Origin of the sequence: Spongiivirga citrea (genome assembly GCF_010671565.1) — a bacterium.
GTDB classification, from domain to species: domain Bacteria; phylum Bacteroidota; class Bacteroidia; order Flavobacteriales; family Flavobacteriaceae; genus Spongiivirga; species Spongiivirga citrea.
Genome location: NZ_JAABOQ010000002.1, coordinates 500543 through 515467 on the forward strand (window position 1 = coordinate 500543; position 14925 = coordinate 515467).

Annotated in this window: 13 protein-coding genes; 11 read left to right on the forward strand and 2 right to left on the reverse strand. The window is 37.3% G+C overall.

Annotated features, from left to right (window positions below; all coding sequences use genetic code 11):
- The first annotated feature begins 35 nt into the window (after positions 1-35).
- The 3 genes from GWK10_RS05895 to speB all read left to right on the forward strand — a co-directional run bounded on the left by GWK10_RS05895 (position 36) and on the right by speB (position 5111).
- Positions 36-1055 (forward strand): FecR family protein, encoded by a 1020-nt coding sequence (locus tag GWK10_RS05895; protein WP_164030183.1) that lies wholly within the window; start codon positions 36-38, stop codon positions 1053-1055.
- Positions 1056-1395: 340 nt separating this feature from the next.
- Positions 1396-4200: a TonB-dependent receptor gene (locus GWK10_RS05900; RefSeq protein WP_164030561.1), complete on the forward strand. Its 2805-nt coding sequence runs from the start codon at positions 1396-1398 to the stop codon at positions 4198-4200.
- 131 nt (positions 4201-4331) lie between these two features.
- A complete protein-coding gene (gene speB / locus GWK10_RS05905) occupies positions 4332-5111 on the forward strand; it encodes an agmatinase (protein WP_164030185.1) in 780 nt (259 codons plus the stop codon).
- Positions 5112-5168: 57 nt separating this feature from the next.
- Here the strand turns inward: speB and GWK10_RS05910 are convergent, their stop codons facing one another.
- Complete coding sequence (locus tag GWK10_RS05910) at positions 5169-5519, reverse strand: 4Fe-4S dicluster domain-containing protein (protein ID WP_164030187.1); 351 nt, start codon at positions 5517-5519, stop codon at positions 5169-5171.
- 68 nt (positions 5520-5587) lie between these two features.
- Between GWK10_RS05910 and GWK10_RS05915 the strand changes: the two genes are divergently transcribed.
- The 6 genes from GWK10_RS05915 to GWK10_RS05940 all read left to right on the forward strand — a co-directional run bounded on the left by GWK10_RS05915 (position 5588) and on the right by GWK10_RS05940 (position 10410).
- Positions 5588-6652 carry an acyl-CoA reductase gene (locus GWK10_RS05915; RefSeq protein ID WP_164030189.1) on the forward strand — a complete coding sequence of 355 codons (1065 nt, stop codon included), beginning with the start codon at positions 5588-5590 and terminating at the stop codon, positions 6650-6652.
- A gap of 83 nt (positions 6653-6735) precedes the next feature.
- Entirely contained in the window at positions 6736-7800 is a 1065-nt protein-coding gene (gene serC / locus GWK10_RS05920) for a 3-phosphoserine/phosphohydroxythreonine transaminase (protein ID WP_164030191.1), read from the forward strand.
- A gap of 69 nt (positions 7801-7869) precedes the next feature.
- Complete coding sequence (locus GWK10_RS05925) at positions 7870-8823, forward strand: D-2-hydroxyacid dehydrogenase (RefSeq protein WP_164030193.1); 954 nt, start codon at positions 7870-7872, stop codon at positions 8821-8823.
- Between the two features lie 97 nt (positions 8824-8920).
- On the forward strand, positions 8921-9553 hold the full coding sequence (locus GWK10_RS05930) for a DUF937 domain-containing protein (RefSeq protein ID WP_164030196.1): 633 nt from the start codon (positions 8921-8923) through the stop codon (positions 9551-9553).
- An 82-nt stretch (positions 9554-9635) separates the two neighbouring features.
- Positions 9636-10076 (forward strand): DUF6146 family protein, encoded by a 441-nt coding sequence (locus GWK10_RS05935; RefSeq protein WP_164030198.1) that lies wholly within the window; start codon positions 9636-9638, stop codon positions 10074-10076.
- Between the two features lie 28 nt (positions 10077-10104).
- A complete protein-coding gene (locus GWK10_RS05940; RefSeq protein WP_164030200.1) occupies positions 10105-10410 on the forward strand; it encodes a DUF6787 family protein in 306 nt (101 codons plus the stop codon).
- Positions 10411-10416: 6 nt separating this feature from the next.
- Here GWK10_RS05940 and GWK10_RS05945 read toward each other — a convergent pair whose 3' ends face one another.
- The gene (locus GWK10_RS05945; RefSeq protein ID WP_164030202.1) at positions 10417-11301 is read right to left on the reverse strand and encodes a LysR family transcriptional regulator; all 885 of its coding nucleotides are present in this window, start codon (positions 11299-11301) and stop codon (positions 10417-10419) included.
- Between the two features lie 86 nt (positions 11302-11387).
- On the opposite strand from GWK10_RS05945, the gene hutH reads away from it, so the two are divergent.
- Both hutH and GWK10_RS05955 read left to right on the forward strand, forming a co-directional pair.
- The gene (gene hutH / locus GWK10_RS05950) at positions 11388-12878 is read left to right on the forward strand and encodes a histidine ammonia-lyase (RefSeq protein WP_164030204.1); all 1491 of its coding nucleotides are present in this window, start codon (positions 11388-11390) and stop codon (positions 12876-12878) included.
- Positions 12879-12882: 4 nt separating this feature from the next.
- A complete protein-coding gene (locus tag GWK10_RS05955; protein ID WP_164030206.1) occupies positions 12883-14883 on the forward strand; it encodes a urocanate hydratase in 2001 nt (666 codons plus the stop codon).
- The last annotated feature ends 42 nt before the right edge of the window (positions 14884-14925 follow it).

Consider the following 14925-nt stretch of genomic DNA (forward strand, 5'->3'; position numbering starts at 1 on the left):
TATATGTAGCGCAACAAACAGCTACATCCTGCATAATGAAAAAGGGAAAACAACCAAGCTTAAATAATCTCCTAGAAGATACTTCATTTATAAACTGGGCTAAAGAATCTAACCAAAACGATGTTGCTTTTTGGAATAAGTGGATTGAACAAAACCCTGATCATGTCGATATCATTTATGATGCGAAAGCCATGGTATTGGGTATTTCATTTAATAACACCAGTTTAGATAAAAGCAAGGTAGATAATGCCTTGGCTTCTGTTCTGAAAAAAATAGATAACAAAGCGACAACCAAACAGCCAAAAAAGCTTTTTAACTTAAATAAAACGATGTTGCGTTACGCAGCGGTTATGGTCTTGTTGATTACTTCAGCAGTTATGATTTATCAATTAAGTGATAAAGCGACCACGGTTGTTCATAAAACTGCTTATGGAGAAATTATGGATCTAACATTACCAGATGGTACTAATGTAGTTTTAAATGGTAATTCTGAAATCCAGTATGAGAAATTAAATCCACGTTCTGTAACGCTTGCAGGTGAAGCTTATTTTAAAGTAAGGAAGAAGCTTGAAACAAACGCCAAGTTCTGGGTGCATACTGAAGATTTGGTTGTAGAAGTCTATGGTACTGAGTTCAATGTGAATTCTAGAGAAGAAAAAACGGATGTCCTACTGGATGAAGGTTCTGTAAAACTGCTACTAGAAAACGGAGATCGAAAACAAATGGTTCCTGGAGATTTTGTTTCATTTTCTAGAAATAACAAAACATTATCTCAAGAAAAAGTTACCTCAGAACTCACCTACGCCAGCTGGAAAAATGGCACTTACATTTTCAACAAAGTTCCTTTAGCAGAGGTATTAAAATATATTGGTAACACCTATGGTCTTGAAACGAATTATCAGAATGAGGAGTTAAAAGATATCATTATTTCAGGTGGTATTCCTAATCAGAATTTAAACATATGCTTAGAAGCGATTCAAAAATCAACTGGAATAAAAATTAAGCATATAGAGAATGAACTATTAATTATTAACAACACTATAAATCAAAATTAAAATTATGAATGTGAAACAAGTAACTAAAACCTTATTCATGTTGTTAGCGCTTTTAGGAACGCTACAGATGAGTGCAATTGACCCCGGCGGTGATGCTGACATCAAGGAAATCGATTTAGCTGATTTTCTTAGTGAACTAAGTGAGAAGCATGAAGTGTTTTTTACTTACAATCCTGAATTAATTTCTGGAACGAAGCTTAATCCTAGTAAATACAACTACAAAAAGCTAAACAAAGTAATAAGTAAGCTAGAAGCAAGTACACGTTTAGATTTTGAGTATTTAGGCAACAAATACTATGTAATATACACTAGGAAAAACGCCAAGGTATCAATCGCTGAAATGGGAAATGCAGAAGGTCTTAATCTTTCAGTTTCTAATGATTTTGTAAAAACTCAGTTTACAGTAAAAGGAAAAGTCACTGATAGTGATGGAAACCCACTACCAGGAGCTAATGTTGTTGAAGAAGGTACCTCAAATGGTACTACGACTGACTTCGAGGGGAACTATGAAATTACCGTAGGTGATAACGCCAAATTAGTATTTAGTTATGTTGGTTTTGGTACACAAACTCTAAGCGTAGCTGGTAGAAGCACATTAAACGTTAGCTTAAGTGAGGGCGAACAACTTGAGGAAGTAATTATGGTTGGTTCTCGTGCAGCAGCACGTAGTAATACGGAATCGCCTTTGCCTGTAGATCGTGTAGGTGTTAAAGAATTACAAAACACAGGACAGATCACATTTGATAAGTCATTACAGTATAGAATTCCATCGTTCAACACCGTGCAAACGCCGGTTAATGATGCAACTTCGCTTTTAGATCCATATGAAATAAGAAATATGGGGCCTTCGCGTACCTTAATTCTTATTAACGGAAAACGGAAAAACTTAAGTGCACTTTTATACACTCAGACCTCCCCTGGTCGTGGTGAAACGGGTGCTGATATCTCAGCAATTCCAACTGATGCGATTAAAGAAGTACAAATCCTTCGTGACGGTGCATCAGCACAGTACGGGTCAGATGCGATTGCTGGTGTAATGAATATTATACTTAAAGATGCGAGTATTGGAACTTCAGCAACCGTTCGAACGGGTATTACTAGTGAGGGTGATGGAGAAATGTTTGGTATCGCATTAAACAGTGGTAATAGTATTGGCGAAGACAAAGGTTTTATCAACTATACAATTGATTTATCTAAAGTAAATCTTGCAAACAGACCAGGCACAGTAAGTGCAGAAGGTGAAGCCGCAGATTTTGGTGCTGATATTGCCGACGTTCAAGAATTTTTATCAAGACGTCCAGATGCTGGAAACATCAATGGATCGCCAGAAACTACTGCAGCTAAATTCTTAGTAAATGGTGGTTTTGAACTCGGGGAAAACTCTGATATGTATTTTAATGGTGCTTACGTATATAAAAAGGTGAATTCATTTGCTAACTATAGAACACCATACTGGAGAACTGTTACGGATTTCCCTTATCTAGCTGATTTCTTCCCAGGTAACAACCCTAACAATGCAGGTGGTTATGATGGATATGTACCAACTTTTGACGGTGATTTAAATGATTTTAATGCCACCTTAGGTTTTAAAAATGAAACTAATGGCTGGTATACCGATGTTAGTTTTACTGCAGGTGGAAACAGACAAACTTATGCAGTAACTAATACCCACAACCGTAATTTTGTATTTTCTCCTTCTACATGGCTTGATGCTAATGGAAATGGAAGCGTAGATGATGGTGAGATCACTGAAGGATCAAGTTTATATAGAGAGAATAGTGCATTGGCATTCGATCCAGGAGGAACACAGTTTAATCATATTGTAGGTAACCTTGATGTTTCTAAAAGTTTGTCAGATATTACAACCTTATCGTTTGGTGCCGAGTTTAGAAGTGAAACATTTACTGTGATCGAGGGTGCTTTAGATTCTTATGACGGTGGTGGTGCCGATTCATTCGCTGGTAACGCTCCAGAAAACTCAGGAAAATTCAACCGTTATAACTTTGGTGGTTATCTTGATGCTGCATTCGATTTCACAGATAACTTTTTAGTAAATGCAACCATACGTACCGAGAATTATTCCGATTTTGGTAATGCATTTGTATGGAAGTTAAGTTCTAGATATAAATTCCTAGATGATAAATTAACTTTAAGAGCGTCGGCCTCTACAGGATTCAGAGCTCCTACCCTGCACCAGATTTATACGCAAAAAGCGCAGTATAGCTTTATTCCTGGTCAAGGTATTCAAGTGGGTGGTTTAATTAATAATGTATCATCTCAGGCTAATTTATTAGGTATTAATAACCTTGATGCCGAAACTTCCACAAACATTACAGTTGGTTTAGGTGCTAAACTCAGCAACAACTTTAACTTTACAATCGACTACTACAACATCGCTGTTGATGATCGTATCGTTTTAAGTAATGAAATTGGAGCAACCGCTGCTGGAAATACTGCTTTAGATCAGATTCTACAGGATAACAATTTATCAGATGTTAGTTTCTTTGCCAATGCAATTGACACTAGAACTTCAGGTATTGATGTTGTTGCCAATTACAGAAACATTGCATTAGGAGAAGGAAACTTAAACTTCAGCTTAGCGGGTAATTATGTAATTCAGAATGAACGTGATGGTGCGGTAAATAACCCGGCACTAGTTGCTGATTCTGGTCAATCAGTAGTAGATGCAACTCAAGAAGCATTATTCTTTACTTCTAGACCAGAAACTAAATGGATACTAGGTGCTAATTATGAAATCGGAAAATTCGATTTACTATTAAATAATACTTATTTCGGAAAGACAACTTTCAAACAACAAGGTCTTGATGAAAATTTAAGAACAGAGTTTACTCCTAAAATCGTAACTGATCTAGGTGTAAATTGGAGTGCTTCTGAGAATGTAACAGTAGCATTCAATATCAATAACATTTTGAATATTCTTCCAGAGTGGAGCTTTAAAGCAGAAAATGCAGCAGGTCAAGCTATCTTAGATGATACTAGTACAAATGCTTTCGGACTTACTCCAGCGGAAAATTTCTCAAACCTATTAACGTTTAACCAACGTTACTCTCAAATGACATACGATGGTTATCACTTCAGCCAATTAGGTACAATGTTTAACCTGTCGTTAAACTATCGCTTCTAATTTGTTTGATTAAGTCAATTTGTGAAAAGAGCCATCTCCCCCCAGATGGCTCTTTTTTATTTAAATAATCATAGTTTTATGAATCAAGAGCCAAAACAATTAAAAATTAATTGCGAGAAACACAGGAACGTATGATTAAAAAAATAGGCCTACAAGGAATTTTATACGACGATAAATCATCATTTGCACAAGGTCCAGCGCAAGCACCACCTCTAATAAGAGAAGCTTATAATTCCCATTCAGCTAACTATTTTGCTGAAGAAGATGTAGAAATAAGACCCGAGTTGTTTGATGACAAAGGCGATTTTACAATTAATGAGTATTTTGACATTGAAACAATTACTGCCACCAATCTCGAAAAAGGCACACCGTTAATCACATTGGGTGGAGATCACTCCATCACCTATCCTATTATTAAATCCTTCTATCAAAAATACGGTCAGCTCAATATTTTGCATATTGATGCACATGGTGATCTATATCATGAATTTGAAGGCGACAAATATTCGCACGCTTGTCCGTTTGCACGAATTATGGAAGACGGTTTAGCCAAAAAACTAGTACAGGTTGGGATTAGAACCTACAATACCCATCAACGTGAACAAGCTAAGAAATATGGGGTGACTTCAATAGAAATGAAAGATTTTGCATTGGAAAAAATTCTACCTCTAGACGGGCCACTTTATGTTTCTGTTGATATTGATGCTCTAGATCCGGCCTTTGCTCCTGGTATTTCTCATTACGAACCAGGAGGACTTACTACTAGAGAACTGCTAAGCATCATTCAGCAAATCAATACACCAATTATTGGCGCTGATATAGTTGAATATAACCCAACTCGCGATTATAATAAAATGACAGCAATGATCTGCGCTAAAATTCTGAAGGAACTGGCAGTCAAATGTATTTAAAACAAAAAATCCCAAGCTTTCGCTCAGGATTTTAATATTTTCATTTTCTACTTTCCCCTATTCTGGGTGCATAAAACGTTGCTTTCCTAAAAGTACTTCTTCTGTTTCAACATGATCCTCATCAGGAACACAACAATCTACCGGACATACAGCTGCACATTGTGGCTCCTCATGAAAGCCCTTACATTCTGTACACTTATCGGGTACTATGTAGTATATCTCGTCAGAAACAGGCTCCTGAGCTTCTTCAGCATTCACGGATTTACCATCCGGTAATACTACATCTCCCTCAAGACTTGTGCCGTCTGCATAGCGCCAATCATCTGCTCCCTCGTAAATTGCAGTATTAGGACATTCCGTCTCGCAGGCACCACAATTAATACACTCATCTGTTATGATTATAGCCATTTTCTTTTTCTTATTTGCTTAATTTTGTTGCAAAAATAAAGCCTGTATGCTTTATATACAACCTTTGTATGGATTTAACATCTAGAATTGAAGCCTTCTCAAAATTAGGTAAGTTTTTATCTCAATTTAGTAGAGAAAAGATCGCTGAAAAAGAGGATATACCTTTTAATGAGCTGTTCTATGACGGCTTTTTACATCAAATAAACCTTGCTGAAGAACACAACGCCTGGTTTACTAAAGATAACATTTTATATGCCCTAGAAGGTTGGAGTGCAGCACTTACGTCACAAAAATTAACCAATTGGTTAGAAAAATACGACTTCAGTTCTAATACAGAATTAAAAAAGGTCGGGATTGTAATGGCAGGAAACATCCCGCTAGTTGGTTTTCATGATTTTTTATCGGTATTAATATGTGGTCATAGTGTGCTAGTAAAACAGTCATCTAACGACAGAAACCTACTGCCCTTTTTAGCCAAGTATTTGGAATATGTCGCCCCAGAATTTAAAGGCAGAATAGCATTTACTGAGGATAAACTGGAAGACTTTGACGCAGTGATTGCAACTGGCAGCAACAATACTGCTCGCTATTTTGAATACTACTTTAAAGACGTTCCTTCTATCATAAGAAAAAACAGGAATTCAGTTGCAATTTTAACCGGAAACGAGACTGAAGAAGATATGCAAGCCCTAAGCGAAGACATTTTTAGATATTATGGATTGGGTTGTCGCAGTGTATCGAAAGTTTTTGTTCCCAAAGGATATGATTTTGATGCCTTGTTTAAAGGTGTTTACCATCAATCTGCAATTATAGAAACTGCGAAATACGCCAATAATTACGACTACAATAAGGCAGTATATATTATGAGTCAGTTTGATATACTTGAAAATGGCTTTTTAATGATTAAAGAAGACGAAAGTTGTAGTTCACCCATAGCGACCTTGTTTTACGAAACTTATAAAGATACTAACGAACTAAAAGAACGTCTGAAAAATGACGAAGATCAAATTCAATGTATTGTATCTAAAGGGTTTACAGACAGCGAAATAACTTTTGGGCAAACCCAATGCCCAGAGCTAAATGACTATGCCGATGGCGAAGATACCATTGAGTTTTTGTTAAAAAGATGCTGAATAAAATGCGATTTTATCAATGTTCATTAATCAATTAATTAGCACCTTTGTAACTTTATTTTTCAACAATAATAATAGCAATAATGAAGAAACATAATTTTAGCGCAGGACCATGTATTTTGCCTAAGGAAGTAATGCAAAAAGCAGCTGAGGCCGTAGTTGAGTTAAACGGCTCCGGACTTTCGCTTATTGAAATTTCTCATCGAAGCAAGGATTTTGTTGATATTATGGAAAAAGCTCGAAGCCTAGCATTAGAGCTCTTAAATCTTGATGGAAAAGGATATAAAGCCTTATTCCTGCAAGGTGGTGCGAGTATGGAGTTTTTGATGGTTGCCTATAACCTACTCAACAAAAAAGCTGGCTATATAAATACGGGTACATGGAGTTCGAAGGCTGTTAAAGAAGCTAAAATGTTTGGTGAAATCGTTGAAGTAGCTTCTTCTAAAGACAAAAATTTTAACTACATCCCTAAAGGGTATACTGTTCCTGAAGGTCTTGATTATTTACACACCACTAGTAACAATACCATTTTTGGTACACAAATAAAGGAATTTCCTGTTACCGATGCGCCTTTGGTTTGCGACATGAGCAGTGATATTTTCTCACGTCAACTAGACTTTAGTAAGTTTGATTTAATATATGCAGGTGCACAAAAAAATATGGGACCCGCTGGAACGACACTTGTTGTTATTAAGGAAGATATTTTAGGAAAAGTAGAACGTCAAATTCCTTCTATGCTTGATTATTCAGTGCATTTAAGTAAAGGCAGCATGTTCAACACGCCGCCTGTATTCCCTGTTTATACATCGATGTTAACTATGGAATGGCTTAAAGATCTTGGAGGAATACCAGCAATTGAGGAGATAAATGAGAAAAAAGCCAACCTTATTTATTCGGAGATTGAGTTAAATCCTCTTTTTGATGGGTTTGCTGCTAAAGAAGACCGATCTCATATGAACGCCACTTTTAGTCTTACTCGTGATGATCTAGCAGAAACCTTTAACGCTATGTGGAAAGAAGCTGGTATTAATGGTCTAAATGGCCATCGATCAGTTGGTGGATATCGTGCATCAATGTATAATGCCATGTCATTAGAAAGTGTTGGCACATTAGTAGATGTAATGAGCGAATTGGAACGTAAAGCATAGATTCAGTAGGCGGCTGGTAGTATCCAGTCTGTAGTAATTATATAAAATTTCAAGTTTTAAACTTTAAAAATGAAAGTATTAGCAAACGATGGTGTTTCACAAAGCGGAATTGACGCTTTAGAAGCTGCAGGTTTTGAAGTGAACACAACAACAGTGGCACAGGAGCAACTAATCAATTTTATCAACCAAGAAAAGATTGATGTTATTTTAGTTCGCTCAGCAACTAAAGTGAGAAAAGATATAATCGACGCCTGTCCTAGCCTAAAAATCATTGGTCGCGGTGGTGTCGGTATGGATAATATTGATGTTGAATATGCGCGCGAAAAAGGTTTAAAAGTAATCAACACTCCAGCAGCTTCTTCAAGTTCTGTTGCCGAACTAGTTTTTGCACATTTATATGGAGGTGTTCGTTTTCTGTTCGATGCTAACCGAAATATGCCATTAGATGGTGACTCTAAATTCAAAGATCTTAAAAAATCATACGCCAAGGGTGTAGAGTTACGCGGAAAGACAATTGGAATTATCGGATTTGGTCGTATTGGTCAAGAGGTCGCAAAAATTGCACTAGGTGTAGGCATGCGTGTTATCGCAGCAGATAAGTTTATTGAGAACGCTACTATTAAACTCGACTTTTACGACGGACAGTCTGCAGACTTTGAAATCAAGACACAGTCCATGGATGCAGTTTTAAAGGAAGCAGATTTCATTACACTTCATGTTCCTGCTCAAAAAGACTATGTAATTGGTAAAAAGGAATTCGATCTAATGAAATCAGGAGCAGTTTTAATTAATGCCGCTCGTGGCGGTGTAGTCAATGAAGTAGAACTATTAAATGCACTCAATGATAATAAATTGGCATTTGCAGGACTTGACACATTTATTGATGAACCTAAGCCAGCAGTTCAAGTACTAATGCATCCTAAAGTTTCTCTTACCCCGCACATTGGTGCCGCTACAGGTGAAGCTCAAGATAGAATCGGTACTGAATTAGCTACACAGATAATCGATATTCTAGGGAATTAATCGATTCTTTAAACATACATTTGTAAAAGTCCGCTCATTTGAGTCGGACTTTTTTGTATCTTACCGATGATATTAACTAACTAAAAAACAGAATATAATGTCAGGAATATTAGATCTTTTAAATAGCGACATGGGTCGTCAAATGATTAGCGGAATGAGTAGTCAAACAGGCACTTCTTCTTCTCAAACCTCTAGCGTATTAAGTATGGCTCTTCCTGTACTAATGGGTGCTATGAAAAAAAATGCACAAACTGAGCAGGGTGCTGCGGGATTAATGAATGCATTATCAGGTAAGCATAGTGGTGGAATTCTTGACAATCTAGGAGGATTATTTGATGGCGGTGTCGACGATTCAGTAATGAGCGATGGTGCAGGTATTTTAGGCCATGTACTAGGAGGAAAACAAGCTTCTGTAGAAAATGCCTTAAGCCAGCAGTCTGGAGTTGATGCCGGCTCTGTAGGACAGATATTAAAAGTTGCTGCTCCATTATTAATGGGATTTTTGGGTAAACAAAAACAACAGGCAAACGTTCAAGATGCATCTGGTATGAATGCGCTATTAGGCGGCATGCTTGGCGGACAACCAAAACAAAATCAAAGTTTAATCGCCTCGTTAATAGATGCTGACGGCGATGGTAGCGTTCTTGATGATGTAGCCGGTATGGTATTAGGTGGCGGGAAAAAGCGAGGTGGTCTTGGCGGATTACTTGGTGGACTTTTCGGTAAATAGGCTGTTAAACCAAAGATAAAATTCATAAAAGAGCAATGTATTCTTCGTACATTGCTCTTTGCATATATAAATGTTTTAAAAGATGAGACAGTTTTTAACCATACTTCTAATTGCAGGCTTAATAGCCGCATGTTCATCTTCTAATAATCTAAAAACTCAAGATAAGGCTGAACAAGAGTTTACCAATAAAGGGAATGACACCGTAACCATTGCAAGTGAAAAAACGGAATATGAAATCATCATCATTGAACCAGGTTTTAATTATTGGCTACAAAGCGTCGCAAGACCAGAAGGTTTTTACAGCCAAAGCTTCTTAGAAAACAGAAATTACATCTTAGTAACAGAATGGAATCAACGGGTTCTACAACCACAACGCTTCGACCCCAATCTTTATGAATTACGAATAGATTACGATCCATTTACAGATTACGGCTACGAGGTAAACTATAAATTATACAACTACTTTATCTTCTTCCAAAGAAGATACAATCAGCGTTTAGCGGGCTTTATTCCTAGAGTGTAAATGGCTATATTTGTCGCGTTATTACGCTATGGAAAAACTAAAACAACGCTGGGGTATTGACTCCAACTGGCAAATAGTTGTCATATTTATTGTATTTGCAATTACGGGTTCGTCTGCGGCAAAACTTGCTGAACCCTTAACCAACTTTATCGGACTTGATCAAGAATCAACTAATGGATTTATATACTGGACCGCTCGTATATTACTAATATTTCCCATTTACCAAATACTGCTCGTTGCTTTTGGATGGCTATTTGGTCAATTTCAATTTTTTTGGGGTTTTGAGAAAAAGATGCTGAAACGTCTTGGTTTTGGATTTCTTTTCAGAGATTAAAACCCTTTATATTAAACCAATGGTAGTCTTCAAAACCGGATTATTGTTATTCTTATTCCATATCATCTGCAAAGTAGTTCGGTGCTTAATTTTGGTTAAGGGAATAAACTTAATATCCATATCATAACCTATTTGAAGTGTGCTAGGTACTATAGACAATCCAAAATTACGTTCCACCAATCGATATATGGTCGTAGCGTGAACTGTATTGTGTGCTACTTTGGGTTGAAAACCGCTGTCCTCAAAAATTTGCATCACTTTTTTATAATAGGATCCGCTGTAGGAAGCATCAAACAAAACGAAAGGCTCTTCTTTTAATTGCGATAAGTTTTTAAAATTATTCTCATTTATAACATGATCTTTTGGTAATACTAAGGAAAATGTATCCTCAAAAACTGGCTTCATTCGCAATCCAATTGGCACCTGATCGAGCCTCACGAAACCAATATCAATATCTTGCGACAGCAATTGATTAATCTGTTCTTGGTTATCCATTTCCTTTAAGTCATATTGAATATTTGGATATTCTTTTCTGATTTTTAATAAGAAATCTGGTATAACGTTTTGCATGGCCGAACCTATAAAACCCAGCCGCAAATGTCCTTCAATACCTTTTTCCAATAATTGTGCATGATTTACAACGAATTCTAAATCCTTAAAGATTGTTCTTACTTGATCTCTTAAGTAATGGCCCGTTGGTGTCAATACTACTTTCCGGTTATGTCGCTCAAATAGGTGGATGCCTAGCTCCTCCTCTAGTTGTTTTATTTGTCTGCTTAATCCAGGTTGTGAGATATACAGTTTTTCCGCTGCATTTCTAAAGTGTAATTCTTCAGCTACCATTAAGAAATAGCGAAGGTGGCGAAGTTCTAATTGATTACTTAAATGCATCAAATATGGTATTAAATGATATTATTATGCATCAAAAGTAATCGTAACTTTATAGATATCAAACTACGATAAACCAATTTCTAGATATGTTTAAATATGGCATAGATCATTTAACGGTTGAAAAAGCTATCGCACTTGCGAGCGCTAAGCTCGTTGGTGAATTAACCAATGAAGCTATTACTAAAGTGAATACCTGCCGACACTATGTCGAAAAAATGGCTAGCGGAGATAAAGCCGTCTATGGTATAAATACGGGATTTGGGCCATTGTGTGATACACAAATATCTCCAGCTGAAACGAGTAAACTTCAAGAAAACTTATTAATTAGTCATGCGGTTGGTGTAGGCAAACCTATTGACCCTTTTATAGCCAAGCTTATGCTAATTTGCAAGGTGCATGCATTGAGCATAGGGCATTCTGGAGTTAGAAAAGAACTTATTGACCGTATTTTATTGTTCATTGAAAAAGACTGGATTCCCGTAGTTCCTGAACAAGGGTCTGTTGGCGCTTCTGGTGACTTAGCTCCACTATCGCACTTGTTCTTGCCGCTTATTGGTGAAGGTGAATTCTGGATTAATAACGAAATCAAAAGCGCTCGTAGTGTTTTAAAAGAGCATAATATTCAGCCTTTAAACTTACAAGCTAAAGAAGGACTTGGTCTTATAAATGGCACTCAGTTTATATTGGCTCATACCATTTTCGGTCTGCATAAAATGAACTATTTGCTCGATTTAGCCGATGTTTCCGGAACGATGAGTTTAGAAGGTTATCAAGGCAGTAGTTCACCTTTTAAAGAGGACCTTCATAATTTAAGACCTTATGCCGGATCAAAAAAGGTAGCATCTCGTATTCGCCAGTTTCTTAGTAATTCAGAAAATTTAGATTCGCACGCCAACTGTGGTAGGGTTCAAGATCCATATTCTCTTCGATGCATGCCTCAGGTTCACGGTGCTTCTAGAAATGCTTATGAGCATTTAAATGAATTGGCAGAGATCGAAATGAATTCGGTTACTGACAATCCTATTGTAATTAGTGAGGAAGAGGCTATTTCTGGAGGTAACTTTCATGGTCAACCTTTGGCAATGGCAATTGATTATGCTTCTATTGCCGCGGCCGAATTAGGAAATATAGCAGATAGAAGATGCTATTTACTTCTTGAAGGCCATCATGGTCTACCAAGATTATTGGTAGAAAGCGGTGGACTCAATTCTGGTTTAATGATCCCGCAATATACAACAGCGGCGCTGGTAACTGAGAATAAATCACTCTGCTTCCCTCCTTCGGCGGATAGTATTCCGACTTCAATGGGTCAAGAAGACCATGTGTCTATGGGGAGTATTTCTGGACGAAAATTCAATCAAATTTTAAATAATCTTGAAAAGATATTGGGTATTGAGTTACTATATGCGGCCCAGGCGATGGATTTTAGAAGACCACTAGCTTTCTCATCTATTATCGAAGAAAACTTTGAAATTATAAGAAAAGTAGTTCCAAAACTAGAAGATGATCGTTACCTGAATCCTGATATTCAAGCAATCATAAAATTAGTACAACAAAAAAAGATTATCGTAGCATAACAGTATGACGTTTAAAGAACATATAGTGCAAGGCATTCCTAATGTTTTACCTCCTAAAAAGACATTTAGCGAAGAAAGTAATCATGCACCCAAAAGAAAAGATATTCTTTCAAAAGAGGAAAAAACACTTGCTATTCGTAATGCGTTGCGATATTTTCCAAAAGACTGGCATTCAGACTTAGCAAAAGAATTCGCTCAGGAATTAACTGATTACGGTCGTATTTATATGTATCGTTTTCAACCAGAATATAGGATGTACTCTCGGTCAATAGATGAATACCCTGCCAAATCAAGGCAAGCTGCAGCAATTATGTTGATGATACAGAATAACCTTGACCCTACCGTCGCCCAGCATCCAGATGAATTAATTACTTATGGAGGTAACGGTGCCGTATTTCAAAATTGGGCACAGTATCTATTAACCATGCAGTATTTGACAAATATGTCAAATGAACAAACACTTCATATATATTCAGGGCATCCTATGGGATTGTTTCCCTCCTCAAAAGAGGCACCAAGAGTGGTTGTAACAAATGGAATGATGATACCTAATTATTCGAAGCCTGACGATTGGGAACGCTATAACGCGCTGGGAGTTACACAATACGGACAGATGACTGCGGGTTCGTATATGTACATTGGTCCACAAGGTATTGTGCACGGCACCACTATTACGGTAATGAATGCATTCAGAAAAATTCTTGACACAAACGAATCCCCGGCTGGTAAAATATTTTTGACCGCCGGACTTGGCGGCATGAGCGGAGCACAACCAAAAGCGGGCAATATTGTAGGTTGTGTTACCGTCTGTGCTGAAGTCAATGCAAATGCTGCAAAAAAGCGTTTTGACCAAGGTTGGGTAGATGTTTTGATAGATAATTTAGATGAGTTAATAGTAAGAGTTCGTCAAGCTCAAGAGCAAAAAGAAACTGTTTCTATTGCATTTATCGGTAATGTAGTTGACGTTTGGGAACGTTTTGATATCGAAGATGTATTCGTACACGTTGGATCCGATCAGACTTCCCTTCATAATCCATGGTCAGGTGGCTATTATCCAGTTGATATAAGTTATGAAGAGGCGAATGAATTGCTTAGAGCAGAACCAGAAACTTTCAAGGAAAAAGTTCAAGAAACGATACAAAAGCATGCATCTTTAGTCAACAAACACGCTGCGAAAGGAAGTTATTTTTTCGATTATGGGAATGCCTTCCTGCTAGAAAGTGCGAGAGCAGGTGCCGATGTAATGGCTGAGAACGGGATTGATTTTAAATACCCCTCATACGTACAAGATATTCTAGGCCCTATGTGTTTTGACTACGGTTTTGGGCCTTTTCGTTGGGTATGCACTTCTGGGAAACCTGAGGACTTAGATGCAACGGATGCAATCGCAACCAATGTTCTAACAGCAATTATGAAGGAAAGTCCAGATGAAATTAAACTGCAAATGCAGGATAATATCAAATGGATAAAAGAAGCCAAAGCAAATAAAATGGTTGTGGGATCACAAGCCCGTATTTTATATGCCGATGCTGAAGGTCGCGCTAAGATTGCAAAAGCATTCAACGATGCAGTAGCTGACAACAAAATAGGTCCTGTCGTACTAGGTCGTGACCATCATGACGTTAGCGGAACAGATTCGCCTTACAGAGAAACATCTAATATTTATGATGGTAGCAAGTTTACTGCTGATATGGCAATACACAATGTCATTGGTGATAGCTTTAGAGGCGCTACCTGGGTATCTATACACAATGGCGGTGGCGTTGGTTGGGGTGAAGTCATTAATGGCGGATTCGGTATGTTGTTAGATGGAACTGAGAAAGCGGAAACAAGATTAAAGAACATGTTATTTTACGACGTAAATAACGGGATTGCCCGTCGTAGTTGGGCTAGAAACGATGAGGCCATTTTTGCGATTAAAAGAGAAATGGAACGAACCAAAGATCTTAAAGTCACTTTGCCTAATTTAGTGGATGATGAATTATTGAAAGGGCTTTTTGATTAAACATCTTTGAAAAATGTCAGTTCGAGTGGTTTTTGTTAAAGC